Source organism: Gluconacetobacter brunescens, assembly GCF_048695475.1.
Taxonomy (GTDB): domain Bacteria; phylum Pseudomonadota; class Alphaproteobacteria; order Acetobacterales; family Acetobacteraceae; genus Gluconacetobacter.
Window position 1 is genome coordinate 1,591,558 of sequence record NZ_JBLHEN010000001.1, and the last position, 24,184, is coordinate 1,615,741.

Consider the following 24,184-nt stretch of genomic DNA (forward strand, 5'->3'; position numbering starts at 1 on the left):
GCCGACATGGAATCACAGATGATTCCAAAGATTCAAGATGATCTCGGACGGACACTCAGAGTCCGACCTCAAAGCCTATCTGGATACCTACCATTGCCCCGCGACAGAGATGACAAGCCCCGCGTGGAACTACGCCGCGGCAAGTGGGCCGTCGTCTGGTGGGAGGGCGGTGAGCGTCACCGCCGTTCTACAGGTAGCGCGGATGAAAAGGTCGCTCGTCGGTTCCAGACGGATTTCGAAGCGCAGATGGAGGTGCGGCCGGTCCAATTGGGCATGGCCGACGCATTCGACCGGTATGTGGATTCTCGACGCGGCAAGATCTCCGCGCTGAAGCAGCTCGAAGAGGCCATCGTTCCATTGAACCGCACCATGGGACATCTGCGTGTCGATCAGGTCGATCAGCGCGCTCGGGATCGCTATGCGGCAACCCGCGTGAGGAAACCAACGGCGAGCAATCCCAGCCCCACGCCAGTGTCCCCCGGGACGCTGCGACGAGAGCTCAAGGTGCTGCTGGATGCCTGTGCCACCGAGCACGTGCGCGCATTCATGGCTATCGCGATCTACACGGGAGCGCGAAAGGAATCAATCCTGGCCCTGACTTGGGACCGCGTCCACCGGGAAACTGGCATGATCGACAAGCCGATCACCGGAAAGCGCAGATCAATCGTCCGCATGACAAAGGCACTTCGCCGGGAGATGGAGACCGCGCACGCAAATGCCAACGGCCCCTACGTCGTGCAGTGCCATGGGAGGGCCGTGCCGACTGGCCTTCGATGGTCCTTTGCCAAGGCATGCGAACGGGCTGGCCTATCGTGGAAGCCGACGCCCCATCATCTGAAGCACAGCGTGGCATCGTGGTTCGCCATGGACCGCGTGCCGATCGACCAAGCCGCGGATTGGCTGGCCACCGATCCGACGACGCTGCGGCGCGTCTATCGAAAATCCGACCCGACTTACCTCAGGAGCATCGCTGATGATTTTGAATTGTAGTGGTCCATATGGACCATTTCAGCCGGTGGATAACTATGCTAAGTTATTGGCGTCCCATAGGGGATTCGAACCCCTGTTGCCGCCGTGAGAGGGCGGTGTCCTAGGCCTCTAGACGAATGGGACATCTGGCTTGGGCGGGTTCGTATCCCGACGGGGACGGGCGGTCAAGCCCCCTCAGCCGGATGATGACATTTTCTTTGCGGAAGCCCGCCCTCAGTTCGCCACCGCCGCGTCGCGAATGAAGAAACTGGCGTCGGTGCGACCATTCCAGTTTTCCGCGCGCAGCCAGCCCGCCAGATGCAGCGGCGGGGCGTTTCGATCTTCCAACATCGCGGCAGCAGGGTGGTCGTCGGCACGGAACAGCAGCGCCTTCAGTCGTGCCCCTCCCCCTTCGCCTTCCACCAGCACCCGCAGCGTGCCGCCCTCGCGGCCGATCCGGTCGGCCCGCACCACCCGCACGCGCGGAATGGCCAGCACCGGCTCATCATTACCCGCCCCGAAGGGCGCCATGCGACCGATATCGGTCGCCAGCGCCACCGTCGCGCCTGCCACATGCACCACGCCCTCGATCAGCACATCCACCGCATCCGGCAACGCTGCCGCATCACGCAGCCGCTCGTTCAGGAAATCATGCAGCGCCTGCACGCCATCGCCCGGCAGCGAGAACCCGGCTGCCATGGCATGGCCGCCACCGGTCGTCAGCAGCCCCATCTGCCGCGCCGCGATGATCGCCGCCCCCAGATCGACATCGGCCACCGACCGGCCCGATCCCTTGACGGTGCCATCTTCCAGCTCCGCGCCCACCAGCACCGGGCGATTGAACCGCTCCTTGATCCGCCCGGCAACGATGCCCACCACGCCAGGGTGCCAGTCCCGCCCCGACAGTACCAGCACCGCATGCCCGGCCGCGCGCTGGGCCGCCGCTTCTTCCATCGCCCGATCCAGGATCGTGCTCTCCACCGTCTGGCGACGCCGGTTCACGGCATCCAGCCGCTCGGCCAGACGCCGGGCCTCGGCCGCGTCGTCACACAGCAGCAGATCCAGCCCCAGCCCGGATTCGGCAATCCGCCCTCCGGCATTGATGCGCGGCCCCAGCGCGAAGCCGCAGGTAAAGGCCGAGAGCGGATCGCGCGCCCCAGCCACCTCCATCAGCGCATCCAGCCCGACCCGCCGCCGCCGCGCCAGGATCTTCAGCCCCTGCGTCACCAGCGCGCGGTTCAGCCCGGTCAGCGGCATCACATCGCACACCGTCGCCAGCGCCACGATATCGAGAAACGCCATCAGGTCCGGCTCCGGCCGCCCGGCAAACCACCCCGCCCGACGCAACGCCCGCACCAGCGCCACCGCCGTCAGAAACGCCACCCCCGCCGCACACAGTCCGCGCTGGCCAGACACGCAATCCGGACGGTTGGGGTTGACAGTCGCCAGCACGGAAGGCGGCGGCCCTTCGGCCTTGTGATGATCCAGCACCACGATGTCGGCCCGCCCGGCCAGCGTCGCCAGCACATCGCCCGCCGCCGTGCCGCAATCGACACAGACCACCAGCGTCGCCCCCCGTGCCACCAGCGCATCCAGCGCCGGAGCGTTGGGGCCATAGCCCTCGGTCATCCGGTCCGGCACATGGGTCATCACCGGGCAGCCCAACTGGCGCAGCAACCCGGTCACCAGCGCGGCCGCACAGGCGCCGTCCACGTCGTAATCGCCGAACACGGCCACCGTCTCGCCCCGGCGCACCGCCTCGGCCAGCCGATCGGCCGCCATGTCCATGTCCTGCAACGCGGAAGGATCAGGCATCAGTGCCCGCAGGGTCGGGTCCAGGAAGGTCGCGGCGGTGTTCCCGTCCAACCCGCGCGCCGCCAGCATCTGACCGACCAGTTCGGATACGCCCGCCTGCTGCGCGATCATCAGCCCGATCCGCCCGCCGGCATCGGCCAGGCGGGAATCCCGCCACAGCCAGCGCCGGCCGCCCAGGCTGGACCGTACCCCAAGCACGATCTCCCCCTCAGCCGGGTCCGAAGGCATCGCGTCCATCAGGGTCCCGTCCGCCATGGTCGAAAGCGACATCGGCCGTCAGTAGGCCGGCCAGGTCTTGGTGCTGAAATCGTGATGCCCCTCGACGAAGCGCACCGTGCCGGATTTCGAGCGCATGACGATCGAATGGGTAACGGCATGGCGCCCATCGCGGCGGATGCCGCGCAACAGCGGGCCGCCGGTCACTCCGGTGGCCGAGAACAGGACATCGCCCTTGGCCATATCGAACAGGCTCAACTTGCGTGACGGGTCCTTGCCCGGATCCATCTCCCGCGCGCGGCGAATCTGCTCGTCATCCTCGAACAGCAGGCGACCCTGCATCTGCCCCCGCACGCAGCGCACGGCGGCGGCGGCCAGCACCCCCTCGGGCGCCCCGCCGGAACCGGCATAGATATCCACCTCGCCGTCCGGCAGACAGGCGGCAATGGCGGCGGCCACATCGCCGTCGCTCAGCAGCATCACCCGCGCCCCGGCCTCGCGGGTCTTGGCGATCAGTTCCTCATGCCGCTCGCGCTCCAGCGCGCACAGCGTCAGTTCGGTGATATCCTTGCGCTTGGCCCGCGCCAGCTCACGCAGATTGGCACCGATGCTCGCATCCAGATCCACCACGCCTTCCGGCAGATCGGGCCCGACCACGATCTTGTCCATATACACGTCGGGCGCATGCAGGAAGTTGCCCGCCTCGGCCAGCGCCACCACCGTCAGGGCATTGGGCATGTTCTTGGCACACAGATTGGTGCCTTCCAGCGGGTCCACGGCGATATCCATCGCCGGGCCGCCGGCTCCCACCTTTTCGCCGATGAACAGCATCGGCGCCTCGTCCATCTCGCCCTCGCCGATCACCACCGTGCCGTCGATCGCCACGGTATCGAAGGCCAGACGCATCGCCTCCACGGCGGCGCCGTCGGCATCGTTCTTCTGGCCGCGGCCAGTCCAGTGCGATGCCGCCATCGCCGCCGCCTCGGTCACACGGACCAGTTCCAGAGCAAGATTGCGGTCGGTAACCTGATAGGCGGTAGTGGGTCTGGACGTCATCACTCTGTTCCTTGACTGTCTGGGCCGGTTCTCACCGCCGGCCTGATAAGCGGGCCCGCGGGCGTGGTCAGCCGGCCTCGATACGGATCATCGCCGGCTCGCCGATCACGGCCGGCAGCGCCGCGATCCGGGCCAACGCCGCCATCATGGCGGATTCCTGTGTCCGATGTGTGACCAGCACCAGCGGCACGGACGGTTCGTCCGCTCCACCAATATCGTCGGCGGCGCGCCCATGTTGCAGCATGCTGCGCAAAGACACGCCGTGATCGCGCAGCACGGCCGTCACATCGGCGATCACGCCGGGCCGGTCCTGCACTTGCAGGCGCAGATAATATTCCTCGTGGAAAGCCGTGCGCGGCAGCGCCTCCACCTGCGTCAGCCCGTCGGTGCTGCGGCCCCAGACCGGCACCGCATTGCCGCGCGCGATGTCGATCAGGTCGGCGGCAACGGCGGTGGCAGTCGGCCCCTCGCCGGCGCCACGCCCTTCCAGCATCAGCCGCCCGACGAACGCACCTTCCACCAGCACGGCATTGAACACGCCGTCCACCTGCGCGATCGGCATCGTCTCCGGCACCAGGCAGGGATGCACGCGCGCCTCCACCCCATCCTCGCGGCGCCGGGCCAGCCCCAGCAGCTTGATGCGATAGCCCAGCGCCTGGGCAAAGGTCAGGTCCAGCGCGTCGATGCCGCGAATCCCCTCGACATGGACCGAGGAAAACGCCACCGGCCGCCCGAATGCCAGCCCGGCCAGGATCGCCAGCTTGTGCGCCGCATCGATGCCATCCACGTCGGTCGAGGGGTCGGCCTCGGCATAACCCAGCGCCTGCGCCTCGGCCAGCACATCGGCAAAGGCCCGACCGCTCTCGCGCATCGCGGTCATGATATAGTTGCAGGTGCCGTTCAGAATGCCGCCCACCCGGTTCAACCGGTCGGCGGCCAGCCCCTCGCGCACGGTCTTGATGGCCGGAATCCCGCCCGCCACCGCGGCCTCGAACATCAGCGGCACGCCCGCCTGCTCGGCCAGCGCCGCCAGTTCGGCCCCATGCACCGCGATCAGCGCCTTGTTGGCCGTCACCACCGGCCGGCCGGCCCGCAGCGCCTCGGTCACCAGCCGGCGGGCAATGCCTTCGGCCCCGCCGATCAGTTCCACCACCACGTCCACGTCCGGGTCCTGTGCCAGCACCGCCGCATCGTCATGCCAGGTCACGCCGTCCAGATCGATGCCCCGGTCGCGGGTGCGGTCGCGCGCGGCCACGGCCGTCACCACCAACGACCGCCCGGCCCGGGCACTGACGATCGCCGCATTGCCGCGCAGCAGCTTGACCAGCCCGGCCCCCACCGTCCCCAGCCCCGCGATGCCGATCCGCAATGGCGCCGGCCCTGTTCCGCCCACCTGTCCGCCCGCGCCACCCGTAGCCATCATCCGTCCGGTCACCTGATATCCTGTCGTCGTTCCTGAATTCAGCAATCAGCCGGACGCGGCACCCACCGCGCCGCGTCCGGGTCAAAAAGCAGCCGGCTCCCCGGGCTGTGCGGTTCAGATCACCGGCGCCGCATCGGCCGCCTGATCCGCATCCTTCCCCACCCGGCGACCAGCGCCGGACGTCTCGGGCAGATTGACGCCATGCCGGCCCATGAACTGCCGGATCGCCCGCGTCGCCTGGCGCAGGCGCTGCGTATTCTCCACCAGCCCGATCCGCACGAAGCCCTCGCCATACTCACCGAAGCCCAGCCCCGGCGCCACCGCCACCCCGGCTTCCTTCAGCAGCAGCTTGGAGAAATCGACGCTCCCCATCTCGCGGAACGCCGCCGGCAGCGGCGCCCAGGCGAACATCGACCCCTCGGGCGACGGCACATCCCACCCGGCCGCATGCAGGCCACGGATCAGCACGTCGCGCCGGTCGCGATAGAGCGTGCGCATCTCGGCCACGCAATCCTGCGGGCCGCTCAACGCCGCCACCGCCGCCACCTGAATCGGCGTGAACGCCCCATAATCCAGATAGGATTTGATCCGCGTCAGCGCATTGATCAGCCGCGGATTGCCGGCCGCGAACCCCATGCGCCAGCCGGCCATGGAATAGGTCTTGGACAGCGAGGTGAACTCGACCGCGATCTCCTTCGCTCCCGGCACCTGCAGGATCGAAGGCGGCACCCGGTCACCGAAATAGATCTCGGCATAAGCCAGGTCGGACATGATCCAGATCTCGTGCCGGCGGGCGAAAGCCACCAGTTCGCGATAGAAATCGAGGTCCGCGACATAAGCCGTGGGGTTGGAGGGAAAATTCACGATCAGCGCGGTCGGCTTCGGCACCGAATGGCGCACCGCCCGATCCAGCGCCCGCAGCATCTCCTCGTCCGGCGTCGCGGGGATCGAGCGCACCGAAGCCCCGGCGATGATGAAGCCGAACTGATGGATCGGATAAGACGGATTGGGCACCAGGATGGTGTCACCGGGGCTGGTAATCGCGGCGGCCAGATTGGCCAGCCCCTCCTTCGACCCCAGGGTGGCGATCACTTCGGTTTCCGGGTCCAGCGTCACCTCGAAACGACGCGCGTAATAGGCTGCCAACGCCCGGCGCAGGCCGGGAATGCCCTTGCTCACCGAATAGCCATGCGCCCGCGGGTTCGCGACGGTTTCCACCAACTTCTGCACGATGTGCGGCGGGGTGGGGCTGTCGGGATTGCCCATGCCCAGATCGATAATGTCCTCGCCCCTAGCTCGGGCCGCGGCCTTGGCCTTGTTCACCTCGGCGAACACATAGGGCGGCAGGCGGCGGATGCGATGGAATTCTTCTGTCATGGGTTGGCTCGTTGAGACTGTTTGCCCGGGACCCAGCGCCCCGGACAAGGTTCAGGATGGCCGTTTCGCACCGCTCTTCCGGCGGCATGTCGCGACTGGCGGGATGGTTCCCCGCCAGTCGCGGATATTAGCGACGCCCAGGCCCGGCAGGCAACCGCGCCGCGCTCTACTCCGCCGTGCGAATGCGCACGCCGTCGCCGAACGGATGGGCCCGCAGATGGATCGCCTTCGCCGGCACGCCATCGGCCACCAGGCGCTCGGCCACCACGCGGGCCCGCAGCAGCCCCAGCGCCATCGCCCGCGCCTGCTCCGCCGAATCGGTCGACGCGGCCTCGCCATATCCATGGACGAACAGCGGGCCGTCGGGCGCATGACGCGCCACGCTGTCGATCTCCTTCTGCTGCCCCGCCACCGGATGGTCGTTGCCCACGGGAAAGAGAATGCGCGTGCCGCCAGGATCGGAGAGCGTATAATCCGGACGGCTCACCGCGACGGCGGCATCGCTCGGCACCGCGAAGCCGGGAAATTGCGGCGCCATCGGCGGCCCGGCCGGAATCTCGGGCAGAGGCCCCGCCACGGCCTGCGCCTTGCCGCCCACCCCGCCGACATCCTCCCCAACCTCGGGCATCGCCACCAGCGGTCCGGCGCTGCCGTCAGCAGGAGCCGAAGACGCCTTCCCGGCCGGTTTCGGCGCAACGACCGGCGCGGGGGGCGCCTCCGCCGCCTCCAGCGTCGCCGAAGACGCGGCATCCGCCGCCGCCGGAGCGGCCGGCCGCGCCGGCGCGACTGGCACGGCCGTATTCGTCAGCGGCCCGACCTCCGCCGCCATCCGGTGCGCCAGATTACGCTGTTCGATCAGGGCTTCGGTCACATCCTGCCGCCGCTCGGCCGAGGGCAGCACCGGCGGCGTGGTCGGGGTCAGGCCCACGGCGGGATAGGGCTCGTGCGCGCCCGGCGGCGGCGGCCGCTGCTGGGCGATCACCCCGCCCTGATACTGGTGCCACCAGTCCAGCGTGGTATCGACGGCATCGCGATGGGCACAGCCCCCCAAGGGCAGCAGGCCGGGCAGCAGGCCGGCCAGCATCCCCGCCATCGCCGCGCCCACGGCCGCCCCCCGGCGGCCTGCCGGGCCGGCCAAAGCCGCGCGGTCTCTTGGCAGCGGCGCTTTCATACCCATCTTCTCTCCATGACCAGCGTCTGGCGTCCGCATCCCGGCCGGGGCGCGCCCACTTCCTCTTACTAACCCGCCCCCGGGCCTTTAGCGAGAGAGGCGGACAAGGACGGGTCTTGGCACCGGGCCGAAGGCGGCGCAGGATAGAGTGATGACGCAGACCAGTCCTGGATACAGGGAGATTATGATGCTGAACGGCATGCAGCCGAACCACCGTATCCGGATGGATGACGAAGACCCCAACGGTCCCGACATCCCCGAGCCCCAGGGTCCCGAGCCGAAAGAGCCCGACGACAACAAGACCCTGTCCTCCCCGGTCAACGAGCTTGAAAGCCGCCTGTTCGACCAGCGCAAGGTGCTGGTGTTCGGCGCGATCAACGACAAGCTGGCGCGCGACGTCACCGGCCGCCTGCTGGCGCTGGCCGGCGCGTCCGACAAGCCGATCGACGTGTATGTCAACTCGCCCGGCGGCCATGTCGAAAGCGGCGACACGATCCACGACATGATCCGCTTCGTCGATTCGGTCGCCCCGGTGAACGTGATCGGCACCGGCTGGGTCGCCTCGGCCGGCGCGCTGATCTTCGCCGCGGGCAATGCGCAGCGCCGCTACTGCCTGCCCAACACCCGCTTCCTGCTGCACCAGCCAATGGGCGGCGTGCGCGGCCCCGCGACCGATATCGACATCGAGGCGCGGGAAATCGTGAAGATGCGCGAGCGGCTGAACCGCCTGTTCGCGCGCGAAACCGGCCAGACCTACGAAAAGATCTGCCGCGACACCGACCGGAATTACTGGATGTCGGCCGAAGAGGCGATCACCTACGGCCTGGTGACACGGATCATCTCCACGATCTCCGACATCCACTGATCGCTGGCCCCCCTACTCCCCCCCATCGCAGGGGGGGCCGCAAGGTGACGTCCGGTCCGGCCTGACTGCAGGCCGGGCCGGCGTCTGTACTCATTGTGCGAGCTTGCGAAGCATGACGTCTCTCTCCGATATCTATTCCTCCCTCCCCGAGGCGATCGACCCCAAGGGCGCCGACACGAAGACGGTCGCCGAGGCCGATTTCAACGCCCGCCACTGGTCCAGCCCGGTGCCCGGCCCGCTCAAGCCCGGCTCGGCGGAGCACAAGCGCGCGGTGGCGGAGATGTTCCGCGACACCTTCAACCCGTATAAGCCCTCGGTCATCGAATGGCCGAAGCTGGACCCGGAAACGCTGAAGCGCGTCACTTCCCTGCCGATCTGGGACATCGCGGTGCAGACCGAGGGCAAGGCCCGCCTGCGCATGGCCGCCTACGCCCGCATGATCGACGACCCGGACATGAAGGACGCCCTGTCGCGCAATGCGTGGGAGGAAAACCGCCACAAGGAGGTCCTGTCCAAGCTGGTCGAGGCCTACGGCATCAAGATGGCGCCCGAGCCCCCCTATATCGAGCCGCGCGACACCGAATGGGCCTACCTGGTCACCGGCTTCTCCGAATGTGTCGACAGTTTCTTCGCCTTCGGCCTGTTCGCCCTCGCCCAGCGCTCCGGCTTCTTCCCCCCCGAACTGATCGAGACGTTCGAGCCGGTGATGCAGGAGGAATGCCGCCACATCCTGCTGTTCGCCAACTGGCTGGCCTGGCACCGCGCGACCATGCCGCTATGGCAGCGCCCGTGGTTCGAACTGCGCGTCCTCGCGGTCTGGGTGTTCCTGGTCTACGAGCGGATCGGCCTGGCCACCAGCATCGACGCCGACGGCAACGTGCAGGAACAGGATAACAACTTCACCGTCAGCGGCGCCAAGGACGTGGCGGACATGGATATCAGCCTGCGCGACATGATCGATCTGTGCCTGGAAGAGAACGAGCGCCGCTTCTCCGGCTACGATCCGCGCCTGCTGCGCCCGAAACTGGCCCCGAACCTCGCGCGTTTCCTGCGCCTGTTCCTCCGCCGTCCCTCCGGCGCCAGGGCGCTGGAGAAGACTGCTTGAGCCGAATCGAAGCCGGATCGGAAACCCACAAGACTCTCTTCTGCCGCCAGTTCATCGCCACGCACCAGGTCTTCGACCCCGAGACCCTGCCGTGGCCCGAACTGACGGCGGAAGAACTGGACCGCCTGCGCACCATCCCGTTCTGGCAGGAGGTGTACCACACCGAACGCCGGGCGGGCGCGATCGTGGATGCCTTCGCCCCCCGGATCACCGACCCGACGGTGCGCGAGGCGGTTACCCTCCAGGGGCTGGAGGAAGCCCGCCACGCGAAGCTGATCCGCACGATGATCGACCGCTACGGCATCGACGCGACCGAACAGCCGCTGGAGCAATTCCCCGCCGATCTCGAAACCGCGTTCATCGATTTCGGCTTCGGCGAGTGCCTCGATGCCTTCCTGGGCTTCGGGGCGTTCAAGAACGCCCGCCAGTCGCAGTTCCTGCCCGAAAAACTGTTCGAGATCTTCGACCTGCTGATGTTCGAGGAAACGCGGCACATCGTCTTCTTCATCAACTACATGGCGTGGCGCGAGCGCCGGCGCGGCCTGGGCCCGACACGCCGCGCCCTGAAATCCACCCGCTATTACGGCCGCGCGCTGAAGCGCCTGCTGGCCATGGTCCGGCGCGGCCGGCAGCCCAATGACGGGCGCGATTTCGCGGTCACCCAGGCCAATGTCTTCCTCGACCGCTTCTCGTTCCGCCAGTTCGTCGAGGATTGCTACCGCGAGAACGCCCGCCGGATGCAGGTATTCGACCCGGACCTGATGCAGCCCCGCCTGCTGCCCGCCATGGCCGACCTCGCCCTGCGCGGCCTGCGCCTGTGGGACCGCAGCCGCCCCCACCTGCGCGCCGACGCCCGATAAGAGCCTGATCTAAAATGCGCGCTGGCGGCGATCCGACGCGCGTTTCCAAACAGGCTCCAAGAGACCGTCCGCACCCGCAACACTCCGTTGCAAATTGAAAGAAAAAGCTGACTTTGCGATAAGTTAGCCCCGCCCTACTCTGCCAGCGATGCGGTCGCGGACTATTGGCCGGGTCAATTGGTCCACCGCGCAAGGGCTTCACGCCGGTCCGTCCACAGACGCACCGATGCCACGTTCCCTCGCCACCAGTTACGGGAAATCCTCACATGTCTTCGTCCATCTCCAGCCTCGGCGGCAGCGCGCTCGACAGCCTGTACGGCACCAGCAGCACGAGCAGCAGCAGCGACGCGTCCTCCTCCTCGTCGTCCTCTTCCACCACGACCACGAGCGAAATCGCCAACAGCGACGGCTCCATCACCATCGTGACCAAGGACGCGCAGGGCAACATCATCTCCGAAACCACCACCGGCAGCCAGAACGCCTCAGCCGGTTCGGACAGCGTCGACCTCTACGCCTGATTGACTGGGCTGGCCCGATCGGCCACTCCGAATCGGTCCAGCCGCACCGCCATCATGGCCTTTCTGTTTACGAGGCCGCGCGCATTTTATCTGCCGGGATTACATTGCATCAGGCATCGTAGCCATAATCGGCACAGGCCTGCGCCAGAGTGATGAACCCGTTACGAATATCCCATTCGACTGCAGACCTGTCTCGTAACCTCGGATTTCCCCACCCACCGCCGGTAGCGGTGACCATCCGCACAACGTCACCTTTCCGCAGCACGACATGCGCCGCCTTGGCCATGCGTACAGGCGGCTCCGCGCGAACGCCTTGGGGGAGAATTTCCGCGTAGTTGGGAGAGCCTGCCTGACCTCCGGCAACGCCCCATGGCGGGAATTTGGAACGGCCGAAACTGCCGGTAAAGCTCCACCCGTCGGCAGGCATTTCGTATTCCAGCATGACCCCCTTGCCGCCACGAAACTGCCCCGCGCCACCATCGTCCGTATGGAAGCCGTAAGCGCGTACCCGGACCCCGTATTTTGCCTCTGTCACTTCGACCGGAAAATTGTAGGTCTCGCCGTCTGCTACGGAGAATTGGCCGTTCTGACCGTCGCGACTTTGCATGGCGCCCCATCCGCCGACCAGCGGCCCGACCAGGATGGTCGGCACACCTGTCTTCGGATGCTGGCCAGAATAAATAACAGCACACACTGAAAGCACATGCCCGGCTGTCAGCCGCTCGGGCAGATGCTCGGCGAGTGCGTGCCAGATCAGGTCCTGTGCGTAAAGCATGGTCTCCCAATAAGTAGAGACCGGAGCCGGGCGTTCGGCGGTAAACAGCGTCCGATCCGGACACACGACCTCTATCGCGCGAAAACATCCCCCATTGGCCGGAATACCCGGATTCGTCAGGGCCTTGAAGATCGTACGAACGGCGGAAACCAGACCAGTCCGTGAATTATTGATGGGTCCAAGGGTCTGCGGCGCACTGCCTGTAAAATCGACCTTGAACTTATCTTCGGTAATGTCAATCCTGACGCAAACCTTCAGCGGCTCGTCCGTAATCCCATCGTTATCAATCCAGTCTTCCGCGTAGAAGGTACCCTGTGGCAGCTTTTTGAGTTCAGCCGCAATCATCCTCTCGCCGTAATCGAGCAAATCGTCCATTGCCACATTCATGGCATCGTGACCGTAGCGGGCGAAAAGCTCCAACATCCGCATTTCGGCGACGTTATTGGCGGCCATTCCGGCCCAGAAGTCTCCCATCGAATCCTTCGGCATACGAATATTCGATTGAAGAATCTCCATTACGCCGGCAACGGGCTTTCCCTTCTCCATGACCTTGATGGTCGGGATCTGCAGGCCTTCCTGGAAAACTTCTCTGGAATCCGTGGTAAAGCTGCCGGCGACGGCGCCGCCCACATCGACCCAGTGCGCCTTGTTCACCGCGAAGGCCACCAGCTCACCCTGATAGAAGATTGGCTTGGCTATCGCGACATCGCACAGATGTGTCCCGCCCCCTTTATAAGGATCGTTCGAGATGAAAACGTCATCTGGATAAATCTCGCCGGACGACCAAAACTTATGCAGTATATCGCGTACCAGGGAATCGATCATGCCAAGAAAAACCGTGGTCCCATTACCTTGGGTAATGAGATCGCCACGAGCATTCGTAATGCCAACCGAATAGTCCAGCGCCTCATAGATAATAGGACTCATGCTGGTCTTGGCCATCGCCAGGAACATCTCGTCACCGATCGCTACGAGAGCGTTCTTGATGATTTCCTGCGTGAAGGGGTCATGCTGGCTCATGGTCAATTCCCCAACTCGATATGGATATTCCCGATAGAATCCATCGTGGCCTTGCAGCCTGGATTAATCACGATCGTTGTGGTCTCATCCTCGATGACCGCCGGACCGATCACCTCCATACCAGGCTCGTATCGATGAAGGTCATATAAAGAACTATGATGAATGCCATCCACATCGAAGTCGATCATGCGATGGCCAGTCAGCACGTCCTGGATCTTCGCTCCACTCACGGGCTTTGGCGGCAGGTCCACCTTCTCCGTCTCGCTCACAACGACAACATGATAATTGACGAGCTCCACCTCATTCGGAAGACGGAATCTATATTCCCGCTCGTGTTCGGCATGAAAACATTCTGCTGCCTGCTCGATCCGCGCGACGTCAAGGCATCCCGTTGCCACCGGCACTTTCACGGTATGCTCCTGCCCGCAATATCGCATGTCGGCATAGCGCTCGAACCGGAGGTGCGACGTGTCCATACCTTCCGCCTTACAAGAAACCTCCGCTTCACGTTCAATTTCGCGATAAGTCGCATTCAGTACGTCCAGCGCACGTGACGCCAGCTGCTCGACCCTGGTCACGAGGAAATCGCGACGAATATCGCTCATCAACATTCCCCAGGCGGAGAAAACGGACGAATTGGCGGGGATGATAACTTTCCGCACCTGCAGATCCTTGCCCAGCGCGACTGCGTGCATTCCGCCCCCTCCCCCGAAGGCAATCAGCACGAAGTCGCGCGGATCAAAACCGCGGTTCAGGGACACGAGCTTCAATGCATTGATCATGTTCGCGTTGGCAATGCGAATCACGCCACGGGCGATATCCTGAACCGTCCCCTCCATGCGGTCGGCGAATTTCTGAAAAGCCGCCTGTACGTTCCCGATATCGGGTTCATGTGCGCCGCCGAGGAACAGCCTGGGATTAATGCGCCCCAATACGAGATTGGCATCCGTCGTCGTCGGCTCGGTTCCTCCGCGGCCATACGCGGCCGGCCCAGGGAAAGAGCCGGCGCTCTTGGGGCCGACATGCATGCGCCCCCCTTCATCAATCCAGGCGATCGAACCGCCGCCATTGCCGATTTCGACAAGGTCGATAACAGGGGTGCGGATTGGATAACCCGGGTTGGTGCGACTCCATTCAATCTTGTAATCGGTTGTGATTCTGGCTTGTCCGTCGCGGATAAGCGCTGTCTTCGCAGTCGTACCGCCGATATCGAGAGCGATCAGATTGGGTTCGCCGATCGTCCTCCCCAGGGCTGCGGCACCCAGAACACCACTCGCAGGGCCGGATTCAACCAGTGCGATCGGATTGTTGCGCGCCCCCCGTACGGTCGTCACGCCACCGTTCGACTGCATGATATAAGGGAGCCGGCGTAATCCACGCGCCTGCAGACCGGCTTCAAGCTGACCCAGATAACGCTTTGCGATAGGGTGGACATAAGCTGAAAGAACCGTCGTACTCGTCCGCTCATATTCTCGCCATTCACGACAAACCTCGTATGATCCCACAACCGAGAGATCCGGCCACCGGTCACGCAAAAGGGCACAGACAGCGGCTTCATGTTCGGGGTTGGCATAGGCATGCAGGAAACAGACGGCAACTGCCTCGACCCCATTCGTCTCCATGCTCTTTCCAAGGTCTTCAATGCCCGAGATATCCAGGGGCGTAAGCACCTCGCCATCCGGACCGATACGTTCATCGATCTCGAAGCGCAGATAGCGCGGCACGAAAGGAGCCGGCTTCCTGAATGCGAGATTGAACAGATCGGGCCGATTTCCACGTGCAATCTCCAGAACGTCCCGAAATCCACGTGTCGTGATGAGTGCCGTCTTGCAACCACTCCGAGAGAGCAGTGCATTGATCACCACCGTCGTCCCATGGGCGAAAAATTCGAACCCTTCGGGAGAAATACGAGCCTTATCGATAGAGTTAATTACTCCCCGATCGAAATCCGGCGGTGTTGTATCTACTTTGGCAGTGACGATCCCGTCTGGCCCTATCGCCACGAGGTCCGTGAATGTTCCGCCGACATCCGTAGCTACGCGCATGGGTCTGACTGCGCCCCTCTCTGAATATGAGCCTGTTGACGTCCCTCGACGGCACGGGCCTCTCACCCGCCCGCGACGTATCGTCATCATGTTCGTTAAACGAAACCTTTTCCGACGTCAAATTATTTCCATACGTCAAATATTTTGATAATCTCGTCATCAGATGCCGCACCTGGTTGCCAAGCGCCAACGCGACCTATGATAATGCAGGATAAGGTTTCATCGCATCGGGGTTCCCAGTCTCTTATGGCCAACGAAAACAATCTCCTGGCGAAGAACGCCTCGGAAAAAGAACTCGGGGAACCGCTTGACGTCGGTCATCCCATGGAATTGGAATATTGAGCGAAAATATGAACGCCAAATTGCCCGCCGCCAGCAAGACGCCTCACAGAAAAGGCCGCCCCCGCAACGCTGCACCCGCCGCAACCTCAGCTGCGGAGCAGATCGGTAACGGGATTAATATATTGGCCATCCCGTTTCTTGGCGCACCAGCGAAAGCAGGCACGATCGCGATAGGTGGGAAGATAAAGAGTCGTCGCAAGAAGCTCAAAATGACATTGGCCCAATTGGCCGAAGCGAGTGGACTTTCGGCGCCTTTCATCTCACAGGCTGAAAATAACAAGACAGTACCCTCGCTTGTGTCCCTGACAGCACTGGCTCGAGCTTTGCAGATAGAGGTCAGCTATTTCGTCGACGTACCGAAAGACGAAAATATTGTCCACCGAAGCGATGAGCCAGAGACCATCGAACTGAATTCGCCCGTGGTCTACCATCAATTGAGTTCGTGCCTGCCCGACCAGCTCATGGACGCAATTCTCATGACGATTCCACCGGGCCATCGCTTTCCAGTCGATCAACGAGACGGTGAAGACTTTCTATTCGTGGTCGAAGGCGAAATCATATCGCAGGTCGGAGATTTTTGCACCACGCTGCGCAAAGGCGACAGCATGCATTTCCGTTCCATATCACCGCATACGGCATGGAATGAGTCCAACACGCCCGTCATCCTGCTCTATGTCGGCACGCCATCTATTTTTCGCAACATAGCCGACCAGTAAGACAAGAATAAAATCTATCATTCTGGAGTCACTTCAAAAAAAACCATACGGTTTCGAAAAAAAGAAGCCAGCCGCGCCTACCCGGTCTAGCTGGCTGCGATGATCGGCAAGGCCCGGAAAGCATCGCCGGAGCCGATCAGGCCGTCATGATCCCTCGATCCAGTCGCACGTTTCATGCGTGCGCTGGCTTCCCGGATCCGAACACAGCGCCAGCATAGACAATCTATCATACCGAACAGTTCAACTACATATTTAACGCAACACGCCCCCTTGCCGTAGCATCTCGCATACGGAATCGAGCCGTCACATCTTCACGGCCGCCGCTCTCTATCAAATTTTTCGATATAAAGAAATAATTTGACGATAGAAAAAGTTTCGGTTAACAAACGTGATGATGATGTCTCATGAGCGGGTAAGCACCCGTATCGGGGACAGTCCATGGACCAATATCAAAGAAGGGCGCGATTAGACCCATGCGTTCAGTCACGGATATCGGCATAAAGTTCACACGACCGATCATCCATGCCGTGAACATCCGGCGGACTTGGCGCATTTCCCGTAGCCTTTCTTCAGAAGACCTTTCGCCGGCAGTTTATCATTACGATTCCAAATCATTTGAAAAATGGAATGCACTCTGGTGCCTGTCTCCGCCTCCATCGGATACAAACCATGCCGGTTGATCGTCTGCGCCCGCATTGCCGTTCGCTGTACAAATGCATGACCTCCGAACGGAATCCCACGCGTCAGCTCTCCCTCGTCAGGGGAAGGGCATACATGACCAGATGCGGCACCGACTCATTATCGAGGCCGCCCATGGCAGCATTCCGTGACGGCCGGAAGAATCCCTGCGTCCGCCTGACGAACCTTTCCGGAGAACCTGATAATGTCCAGACCGCTTTCAGCTTTGCCAAACCTTCTGCTTTCTTGCGTCTCGACGGGAGCGGCATTCCTCTGGATGTCCTCCGCCGCGGCAGGCACCCAGGCGAAGACACGCAATGTGGATGCACCGCATCCATCCAGGCCAGTACGCCCCATATCCTCCACAAACGCGGGCACGAAGAGCCGGATACAGGTACCAGCGCCCGCATCCAGCGCACATAGCCTTGATGCAGGACCTGAAACCATCGTCGTAACGGGCCTTTCGCGAACACAGAAGCTGCAATCGGCCCCAACCTCCGCCACCGTATTCACATCCCGCGCCATCACGGATGCCCGCATTCAGGATGTGTCGGATTTTATCGCCCTGGCACCGAATGTCTCGATCGTTGAAGCACAGCAGGCCGGCGTATCGTTCATGACGATCCGCGGCGTCACACAGGTGCGCAACGGACAAAGCCCCGTTGCCGTCATCGTGGATGGCGTACAACAGATGGATTCCCGACAATTTACCCAAGATCTATATGACGTCGCACAAGTAGAGGTACTGCGCGGGCCACAGGGCGATCTGTGGGGCAGGAACGCAATCGGAGGCGCAATAGTCATCAACTCCCGCCAGCCAACCAACCAGCAATATGCCTATGCGGATGCACAGTTTGGAAACGGAAGCATGTATCGCGGCAAGGTGGGAGTCGCTGGTGCGATCGTCAAAGACCGCCTGTTCTACGACCTTGATTTCAGCGAACACTATTTCGGCGGCCTACTTGAAAATGTCTATCTCCACAAGACAGCCGATCGCACCAACCAATATAGCGGGCGTGGCCATATCAAGGCCGTCATTACCGATGATCTCGTGGCGGATTTCCGCGTCGGCTTCAATGAGACGCGCGGGGGTGCCAACTACTACCAATACCAGCCGGCAAAGCTCGACCCGAATAACCCCTGTTTTCTCGATCTCTCCAATCCGTTCGGTGGCATGACGCCAGACGCAAACCACGTCTCTCGTACCTTCTGTTCCAACAACCGTGGCCTCAATACGCGAGATATCCGCAATGCCTCCTTCAGACTGGCTTATACGAAGCCTTGGGGAGCTATCACCAATACGCTCGGCTGGGTAAAGATCAATGAATATATTGCGTCAGACCAGTTCCCCTATACCGCATATGAGGGAAAAAGTGGATACGACGGAACGCAGAGCCAATGGTCACAAAGCACATCATGGGAGGATGAACTACGCTTTACTTCCCGTTCCGATCGGCGCTTCCGTTGGGTTGCGGGAGGGTATTTCCTGGATACACGCGATTATTTCAGCTCAGCTACCGCTTCTGATTACGGAAAGGGTATTGCGCGCATCAGCGTAAACCCGCTCTATAATTATGCGGCAAATCCCACTCAGTCCTTTCTTGGAAACTCCGACCACAATCAGGATTTCGCACTATTCGGACATTTGTCCTATGATATCCTGAAAAATCTGACAGCCGAATTTGGGTACCGGTACGACTGGAATGCCATGAATCAGTATGTCAGTCCGCTCAGCACGGCAGGCATTCCGGCGGGCTGCACCATCACGGCTGGGGCGGCATGCCAGCGCACACGCTGGTTCAAGCAGGCCCAGCCAAAGGGCACGCTAAGTTACCGCGTCAACCCGAATCTCATGTTCTTTGTCGATTATGGAATCGGTTTTCGCAGCGGGCAATTCAATCAGAGCGGTTCGGCCCAGGCGGCGCAACTGCCCGGCGTGTTCGATACCGTGAAGCCCGAAGTCGCACACACGATCGAGGCCGGCTTCAAGAGCCAGTGGTTCCACAATCGGCTAACGGTTAATGGATCCTTCTTCCGAACCTGGGATCGAAATTCCGACTATTTCCTTTTTGTCGGCGCCGTCAGTGCCCAGATCCTCGTAAATATCGACAAGATCCAGTTGACTGGTGGCGAACTTGAAGCGCGGTACACAATCCTTCCCGGCCTGGATGTGTTCGCAAATGGTGGCTATACGCACAGTACAATTACGAAATACGGGTTCGATAGGGCTGATGTTGGAAATGCAGCGCCTTATGTCCCGGAATTCACGGCGAACGCAGGAGTACAATACACGCGTGCAATCGCCAAGGGCTTGAATCTGTTCAGCCGCTTCGATGTTGAAGCACATGGCAAGCAGTACTGGGATCCAGAGAACGACACGGCACGCAAAGAATTCAACCTCTACAACCTGCAGGTGGGCTTTACGGGGCCACAGCGGAAATGGTCTGCGGTATTTTTTGTAAAAAACCTGACAGACAAGGCTTATAATGCTGAATACGTGTCGGGTGGTTTCGTACAGCCCGCCGAACCACGAACATTGGGCGGCGAGTTGAGCTACAGCTACTAGCGCCAGAACACGCAGCGGCATGCTGCTCTCCCCGTTAAATGGGCGGGAGCGGCGGCCCGTGTTTTTGGGCTTCCCGGCGTTCAAAGCGCACGCCAGGTTGCCGACAATGTCTATTTATACCTGTCTCTCAGAGCCTGACCTGAAATGTGGGCTGGGGAGCGAGAGCGGTCCGGAGCGGGCCGCGCCCGGCGTGTGTTTCCCAGCATCGGAGCGGAGCGGCCTTGATGGCCGCCCGCCCCGAAGCACAGGAAATGCGCGCTGGATCGCCGCCAGCGCGCATTTGCGGTCAGGCTCTCACAAACAACGCCATGCACCCCACCCGCGTTATCCTATTCTTATCGTGAAAAATATAAATTTTGGAATGCGCTATGACTCTCGACATCTATACCCGGCATCTTTCCTCCCTGCTTGCGGCAATCTCCACTGATCAGATCGATGTCCAGAATATTTTAAAAATCGTCGGCAACATGGCCGCGCATATTCTGGATATCCACTTCGTGACGATTTCAAGTTTTGATGAAACAACAGGGGAAGCAGAACGACTGTATTCGTCGCGACCGATGGAATATCCCGTGTCAGGAAGAAAGCCCGTCAATCAGACATGGTGGAGTGAATGGGTCATGAAACAAAAACGCACTTTCTGCGCCAATTCAAGCGAAGAAATCGCGGAAGTTTTTTACGATCACAAAGAAATCTTTCAACTTGGATGCGAATCCATCGTCAATATTCCGATCGTTTTCAAAGGGAGTGTCATTGCCACGATAAACTGCCTCGGAAAGGCCGGGCATTTTACCGAAGACAGGGTCAAGGAGAGCGAGTTGCTCAAGGCACCAGCCACACTGGCTTTCCTGGCCCTGCGCACATGCCGTCCCCCCCATTCCGCCGTGAAACTCCTGCATGATCAGTAAAAATGCTCTCCCCATCCGTTTCCTTCCGGTGCCGATCCAGCGATAGCCGACGCAAGAACAGCCACGAAAGAGTGCGTATCCTGCACCGATCTGCCGGCACGGATATATCCTGATGACTGCATCCGCGTCCGGCCCCAGACCATTCGCGGGCCATTCATGATGGCAAGTTCCTTCGTCGGTTAAATTATACATTTTTATTGCGTAAAAATTTCCCCACATCCCCCCTTGAACGCCGCCATATCGTATTATAAAATGGCTCTACAACCATTGAAGATCGTTGATATGGCCTTTCCTAGCCGGTTACCGCGCATGAACACCTTGGCCCAGGCCATCGCGGAGGTGCCACGACCCGACGTGATACGACGACCTCTCGCCGCATCGTTCCCTTCCTTCTGCAACCAGCCGGCTGGAGAGTCCGAATTGTCATGCTGGAGGTCATTTCGATGCCCCTGACCAGCCCTCTGAGGCGCCGTACATTGCTGATGGCCTCGCTGGCGGAAGCGGTGGCCGTTCACGCGAAGGCGCAAGATACGGCAATTCATGATCCCCATTGCAACCCGGCCGGCACGGCCGACGTCGCCCCCATCCCCGGCCCCGCCCGCAAGCTGACCATCGCGTGGAACCAGAATTCCACCTGCACCGCCGCGATTCCGGTCGCGAAAGAGAAAGGCTTCTTCGCGCGCTACAATCTCGACGTCGATTACGTCAATTTCGCGGGCTCGACCGACCAGTTGCTGGAAGCCCTGGCCACCGGCAAGGCCGACGGCGCCCCCGGCATGGCCCTGCGCTGGCTGAAGCCGCTCCAGCAGGGGTTCGACGTCAAGCTGGTCGCGGGCCTGCACGCGGGCTGCATGCACATGCTCGCCCCCAAGGGCGGCCCGGCGAAGCTGGAAGACATGCGCGGCAAGACCATCGGCGTGACCGACATCGGCGGCCCCGACAAGAATTTCTTCAGCATCCGCCTGAAGGAAGTCGGAATCGACCCGGAATCCGACATCCAGTGGCGCCAATACCCGGCCGACCTGCTGTCGGTGGCCCTGAAGCGCGGCGACGTGCAGGCCATCACCGGCACCGACCCGTTCTCCTATCTCTACAAGCGCCAGTTCGATCTGGTGGAAATCGACAGCAACATGAACGGCAGTTGGGCGCAGGTCGCCTGCTGCGTCATCGGCCTGCGCGGCAGCCTGATCCGCAACGACCCCGCCGTGGCGGCTGCGGTCACCCGCGCGATCCTGGACGCCGGCGCCTGGGTCGCCTGCAACCCGGACGAAGCCGGGCGCATTTTCAAACCCTTCGCCGCCCGCGCCAGCGCCGAGGATATCGCGGACATGCTGCGCCTCCAGGGCCACCATCATCAGGTCCTCGGGCCGTCGCTGCATGACGAGGTCGTACGCTACGCCGACGCGCTGAAACAGATCGGTGTCTTCCGTCCCTCGCTCGATTCCGCGCGCTATGCCGGCAAGGTGACGCAGGATCTGTTCGCCACATGAGTCCACCGAATACGCCGTCGCCGAACCAGACCGCAGACACCCCACCCCGCCCTACCGGGCAGACAGCAACAAAGCCCGGCACGACCTCCCTGCTGCCCTGGGCCGCCGGGCCGGCCTGGTTCCTGGCGGCCCTGGTCACCTGGCGCTGGCCGGACGCCGACGATTTCCCCGACACCAACCAGCTTGCGGCCCTGTTCTGCGCGATCGGCCTCGCCCTCATCGCTGCAGCGGCCCTGCGCCGCCTGTCCGCGCGCGCGCCCTGGGCCATCGCGCTGGGGCTGGGCTTCACGGCGTGGGAAATCGCCCAGGCCAAGCTGCTCTGGCTGCCCCGCCCCTTCTTCGGTACGCCGCAGGACCTGATGGACGTGTTCCTGACCGACTGGAAGCGGCTGGGCGACAGCCTGCTGCATTCGCTCGGCCTGCTCGCGGTCGGCTATGGCATCGGCGCCATGCTCGGGGTCGCCATCGGCGTCGGGCTGGGCCGCTCGCTGCGATTCCGCTACTGGGTGCGGCCGCTGATCCGCCTGATCGGCCCGCTGCCCCCCGTCGCCCTGCTGCCGCTGGCCTTCATCGTCATCCCCTCCAGCCGGCTGGCCAGCGAGGCGCTGCTGGCGCTGGCAGCGGGCTTTCCGACCACGATCCTGACATGGTCCGGCGTCGCCGCCGTCGATCCCGCCTATTACGATGTCGCCCGCACCATGGGCGCGCGCAACCGCTTCCTGGTCCTGCGCGTGGCCCTGCCGGCCGCGATGCCGCAGATCTTCGTCGGCCTGTTCATGGGGCTGGGCGTCTCGTTCGCAACCCTGGTGGTGGCCGAGATGCTGGGCGTGAAATCCGGCTTGGGCTTCTACATGCAATGGGCCCAGGGCTGGGCGGCCTATCCCAACATGTATGCGGCGCTGCTGGTGATGTCGCTGATGTGCACGGGGCTGGTCACCCTGCTGTTCAAGGTACGCGACCGCGTCCTCTCCTGGCAGAAGGACGGCCTGAAATGGTAACCACCCCCACCCGCACCGCCCACCCGCTGGGGCTGGAACTCGACCATATCGACCACGGCTACATGATCGGCGGCGCGTTCACGCCCGTTCTCGACGATATCAGCCTCACCATCGCGCCGGGCGAATTCGTCGCCCTGCTCGGCCCGTCGGGCTGCGGCAAATCCACCCTGCTGCGCCTGATCGCGGGGCTGGAACCCCCGCACGGCGGCACGATCCTGGCCGAGGGCACCCCCATCACCGGCCCGGGCCCCGACCGCATCGTGATGTTCCAGGACCCGACGCTCTATCCCTGGCGTACCGTGCGCGGCAACGTGGCCCTGGGCCACGACATCGCCGGCCGCAAGGACCCGGAATCGGTCGACGCCGCCATCGAACTGGTGGGGCTGAAGGGTTTCGAACGCGCCTGGCCACACCAATTGTCCGGCGGCATGGCCCAGCGCGCGGCGCTCGCCCGCGCCCTGGTCAACGACCCGCGCATGCTGATCCTGGACGAACCGCTGGGCAAGCTGGACAGCCTGACACGCCTGACGATGCAGACCGAACTGCACCGCCTATGGCGCGACCGCGGCTTCACGGCGATCATGGTCACGCATGATGTCGAGGAAGCCCTGCTGCTGGCCACGCGGATCATCGTCTTCAGCCCCCGCCCGGCCCGCATCATCGGCGACCTGCCGATCGACCTCCCCCCTCACCGCCACCGCGATGACCCGCGCCTGCTGGACCTGCGCAAGAACATCCTGACCCAGCTCGGCCACAGCGCGGACTGGTAAGAGCCTGTCTGGACATGCACGCTGGCGGCGATCCGACGCGCGTTTCCTGCGCGTCGGTGCTCACGGCCAGCAAGGCCGCTCCGCTCCGATGCTCAAAAACACACGACGGGCGCGGCCCCTTCCGGGCCGCTCTCGCTCACCAGCGCACATGTCCAGACAGGCTCCAAGAAGCTGAAAAGCCTCACTGGCGGCGATCCGACGCGCGTTTCCTGCGCGTCGGTGCTCACGGCCAGCAAGGCCGCTCCGCTCCAATGCTCAAAAACACACGACGGGCGCGGCCCGTTCCGGGCTGTTCTCGCTCACCAGCGCACATGTCCAGACAGGCTCCAAGAAGCTGAAAAAGCCTCACTGGCGGCAGGCTGGGCCAAGGGGAAACCGCCTCCCGGCAATGCCGCCTCTGGAAGATGACGGTAATATCCGGATGATTTCACGCCCTTTCCGCGCCCGATGAAGCGATAATTTCGTCTGCGACACCGGGTCGCGCGCGGCGAGCGCACGCCG

At 62.7% G+C, this 24,184-nt stretch carries 18 protein-coding genes and 1 tRNA gene; 11 read left to right on the plus strand and 8 right to left on the minus strand.

Annotated elements, in window-relative coordinates:
- The first annotated feature begins 123 nt into the window (after positions 1-123).
- Positions 124-990, plus strand: coding sequence for a tyrosine-type recombinase/integrase (locus ACMAUO_RS07110; protein ID WP_420356220.1), 867 nt, complete (start codon positions 124-126; stop codon positions 988-990).
- Between the two features lie 47 nt (positions 991-1,037).
- Here ACMAUO_RS07110 and ACMAUO_RS07115 read toward each other — a convergent pair.
- From ACMAUO_RS07115 to ACMAUO_RS07140, 6 genes are all read right to left on the minus strand, one after another.
- A tRNA-Glu gene (locus tag ACMAUO_RS07115) sits at positions 1,038-1,113 on the minus strand.
- 90 nt (positions 1,114-1,203) lie between these two features.
- Positions 1,204-3,039, minus strand: a complete 1,836-nt coding sequence (gene recJ, locus ACMAUO_RS07120; protein ID WP_420357228.1) for a single-stranded-DNA-specific exonuclease RecJ — start codon at positions 3,037-3,039, stop codon at positions 1,204-1,206.
- A 21-nt stretch (positions 3,040-3,060) separates the two neighbouring features.
- Entirely contained in the window at positions 3,061-4,056 is a 996-nt protein-coding gene (gene glpX, locus ACMAUO_RS07125; protein ID WP_420356221.1) for a class II fructose-bisphosphatase, read from the minus strand.
- A 67-nt stretch (positions 4,057-4,123) separates the two neighbouring features.
- On the minus strand, positions 4,124-5,476 hold the full coding sequence (locus tag ACMAUO_RS07130; protein ID WP_420357229.1) for a homoserine dehydrogenase: 1,353 nt from the start codon (positions 5,474-5,476) through the stop codon (positions 4,124-4,126).
- A 117-nt stretch (positions 5,477-5,593) separates the two neighbouring features.
- Complete coding sequence (locus ACMAUO_RS07135; protein WP_420356222.1) at positions 5,594-6,856, minus strand: LL-diaminopimelate aminotransferase; 1,263 nt, start codon at positions 6,854-6,856, stop codon at positions 5,594-5,596.
- Positions 6,857-7,022: 166 nt separating this feature from the next.
- Positions 7,023-8,033: an OmpA family protein gene (locus ACMAUO_RS07140; RefSeq protein WP_420356223.1), complete on the minus strand. Its 1,011-nt coding sequence runs from the start codon at positions 8,031-8,033 to the stop codon at positions 7,023-7,025.
- A gap of 184 nt (positions 8,034-8,217) precedes the next feature.
- On the opposite strand from ACMAUO_RS07140, the gene ACMAUO_RS07145 reads away from it, so the two are divergent.
- The 4 genes from ACMAUO_RS07145 to ACMAUO_RS07160 all read left to right on the plus strand — a co-directional run bounded on the left by ACMAUO_RS07145 (position 8,218) and on the right by ACMAUO_RS07160 (position 11,375).
- Complete coding sequence (locus tag ACMAUO_RS07145) at positions 8,218-8,892, plus strand: ATP-dependent Clp protease proteolytic subunit (protein ID WP_420357230.1); 675 nt, start codon at positions 8,218-8,220, stop codon at positions 8,890-8,892.
- A gap of 112 nt (positions 8,893-9,004) precedes the next feature.
- Complete coding sequence (locus tag ACMAUO_RS07150) at positions 9,005-9,997, plus strand: ferritin-like domain-containing protein (protein WP_420356224.1); 993 nt, start codon at positions 9,005-9,007, stop codon at positions 9,995-9,997.
- Entirely contained in the window at positions 9,994-10,857 is an 864-nt protein-coding gene (locus ACMAUO_RS07155; RefSeq protein WP_420356225.1) for a hypothetical protein, read from the plus strand. The genes ACMAUO_RS07150 and ACMAUO_RS07155 overlap by 4 nt, the downstream gene beginning before the upstream one ends.
- Before the next feature lie 266 nt (positions 10,858-11,123).
- Positions 11,124-11,375, plus strand: coding sequence for a hypothetical protein (locus tag ACMAUO_RS07160; RefSeq protein WP_420356226.1), 252 nt, complete (start codon positions 11,124-11,126; stop codon positions 11,373-11,375).
- Between the two features lie 109 nt (positions 11,376-11,484).
- Here the strand turns inward: ACMAUO_RS07160 and ACMAUO_RS07165 are convergent, their stop codons facing one another.
- On the minus strand, positions 11,485-13,170 hold the full coding sequence (locus ACMAUO_RS07165; protein WP_420356227.1) for a hydantoinase B/oxoprolinase family protein: 1,686 nt from the start codon (positions 13,168-13,170) through the stop codon (positions 11,485-11,487).
- A 2-nt stretch (positions 13,171-13,172) separates the two neighbouring features.
- Positions 13,173-15,215: a hydantoinase/oxoprolinase family protein gene (locus tag ACMAUO_RS07170; protein ID WP_420356228.1), complete on the minus strand. Its 2,043-nt coding sequence runs from the start codon at positions 15,213-15,215 to the stop codon at positions 13,173-13,175.
- A gap of 338 nt (positions 15,216-15,553) precedes the next feature.
- Between ACMAUO_RS07170 and ACMAUO_RS07175 the strand changes: the two genes are divergently transcribed.
- From ACMAUO_RS07175 to ACMAUO_RS07200, 6 genes are all read left to right on the plus strand, one after another.
- Entirely contained in the window at positions 15,554-16,273 is a 720-nt protein-coding gene (locus ACMAUO_RS07175; RefSeq protein ID WP_420356229.1) for a helix-turn-helix domain-containing protein, read from the plus strand.
- Between the two features lie 955 nt (positions 16,274-17,228).
- Positions 17,229-19,517 (plus strand): TonB-dependent receptor, encoded by a 2,289-nt coding sequence (locus ACMAUO_RS07180; protein ID WP_420356230.1) that lies wholly within the window; start codon positions 17,229-17,231, stop codon positions 19,515-19,517.
- A gap of 368 nt (positions 19,518-19,885) precedes the next feature.
- Positions 19,886-20,425, plus strand: a complete 540-nt coding sequence (locus ACMAUO_RS07185; protein ID WP_420356231.1) for a GAF domain-containing protein — start codon at positions 19,886-19,888, stop codon at positions 20,423-20,425.
- Between the two features lie 425 nt (positions 20,426-20,850).
- Positions 20,851-21,915, plus strand: coding sequence for an ABC transporter substrate-binding protein (locus ACMAUO_RS07190; RefSeq protein WP_420356232.1), 1,065 nt, complete (start codon positions 20,851-20,853; stop codon positions 21,913-21,915).
- Positions 21,912-22,913 carry an ABC transporter permease gene (locus ACMAUO_RS07195; RefSeq protein ID WP_420356233.1) on the plus strand — a complete coding sequence of 334 codons (1,002 nt, stop codon included), beginning with the start codon at positions 21,912-21,914 and terminating at the stop codon, positions 22,911-22,913. The genes ACMAUO_RS07190 and ACMAUO_RS07195 overlap by 4 nt, the downstream gene beginning before the upstream one ends.
- Positions 22,907-23,683 (plus strand): ABC transporter ATP-binding protein, encoded by a 777-nt coding sequence (locus ACMAUO_RS07200; protein WP_420356234.1) that lies wholly within the window; start codon positions 22,907-22,909, stop codon positions 23,681-23,683. Before ACMAUO_RS07195 ends, ACMAUO_RS07200 begins: the two co-directional genes overlap by 7 nt.
- The last annotated feature ends 501 nt before the right edge of the window (positions 23,684-24,184 follow it).

Bases quoted from the DNA above. Each gene is read 5' to 3' on its own strand.
- recJ (WP_420357228.1), bottom strand. From the start codon at position 3,039: ATGGCGGACGGGACCCTGATGGACGCGATGCCTTCGGACCCGGCTGAG.
- glpX (WP_420356221.1), bottom strand. From the start codon at position 4,056: ATGACGTCCAGACCCACTACCGCCTATCAGGTTACCGACCGCAATCTT.
- ACMAUO_RS07130 (WP_420357229.1), bottom strand. From the start codon at position 5,476: ATGGCTACGGGTGGCGCGGGCGGACAGGTGGGCGGAACAGGGCCGGCG.
- ACMAUO_RS07135 (WP_420356222.1), bottom strand. From the start codon at position 6,856: ATGACAGAAGAATTCCATCGCATCCGCCGCCTGCCGCCCTATGTGTTC.
- ACMAUO_RS07140 (WP_420356223.1), bottom strand. From the start codon at position 8,033: ATGGGTATGAAAGCGCCGCTGCCAAGAGACCGCGCGGCTTTGGCCGGC.
- ACMAUO_RS07150 (WP_420356224.1), top strand. From the start codon at position 9,005: ATGACGTCTCTCTCCGATATCTATTCCTCCCTCCCCGAGGCGATCGAC.
- ACMAUO_RS07160 (WP_420356226.1), top strand. From the start codon at position 11,124: ATGTCTTCGTCCATCTCCAGCCTCGGCGGCAGCGCGCTCGACAGCCTG.
- ACMAUO_RS07165 (WP_420356227.1), bottom strand. From the start codon at position 13,170: ATGAGCCAGCATGACCCCTTCACGCAGGAAATCATCAAGAACGCTCTC.
- ACMAUO_RS07170 (WP_420356228.1), bottom strand. From the start codon at position 15,215: ATGCGCGTAGCTACGGATGTCGGCGGAACATTCACGGACCTCGTGGCG.
- ACMAUO_RS07180 (WP_420356230.1), top strand. From the start codon at position 17,229: ATGTCCTCCGCCGCGGCAGGCACCCAGGCGAAGACACGCAATGTGGAT.
- ACMAUO_RS07185 (WP_420356231.1), top strand. From the start codon at position 19,886: ATGACTCTCGACATCTATACCCGGCATCTTTCCTCCCTGCTTGCGGCA.
- ACMAUO_RS07190 (WP_420356232.1), top strand. From the start codon at position 20,851: ATGCTGGAGGTCATTTCGATGCCCCTGACCAGCCCTCTGAGGCGCCGT.
- ACMAUO_RS07195 (WP_420356233.1), top strand. From the start codon at position 21,912: ATGAGTCCACCGAATACGCCGTCGCCGAACCAGACCGCAGACACCCCA.
- ACMAUO_RS07200 (WP_420356234.1), top strand. From the start codon at position 22,907: ATGGTAACCACCCCCACCCGCACCGCCCACCCGCTGGGGCTGGAACTC.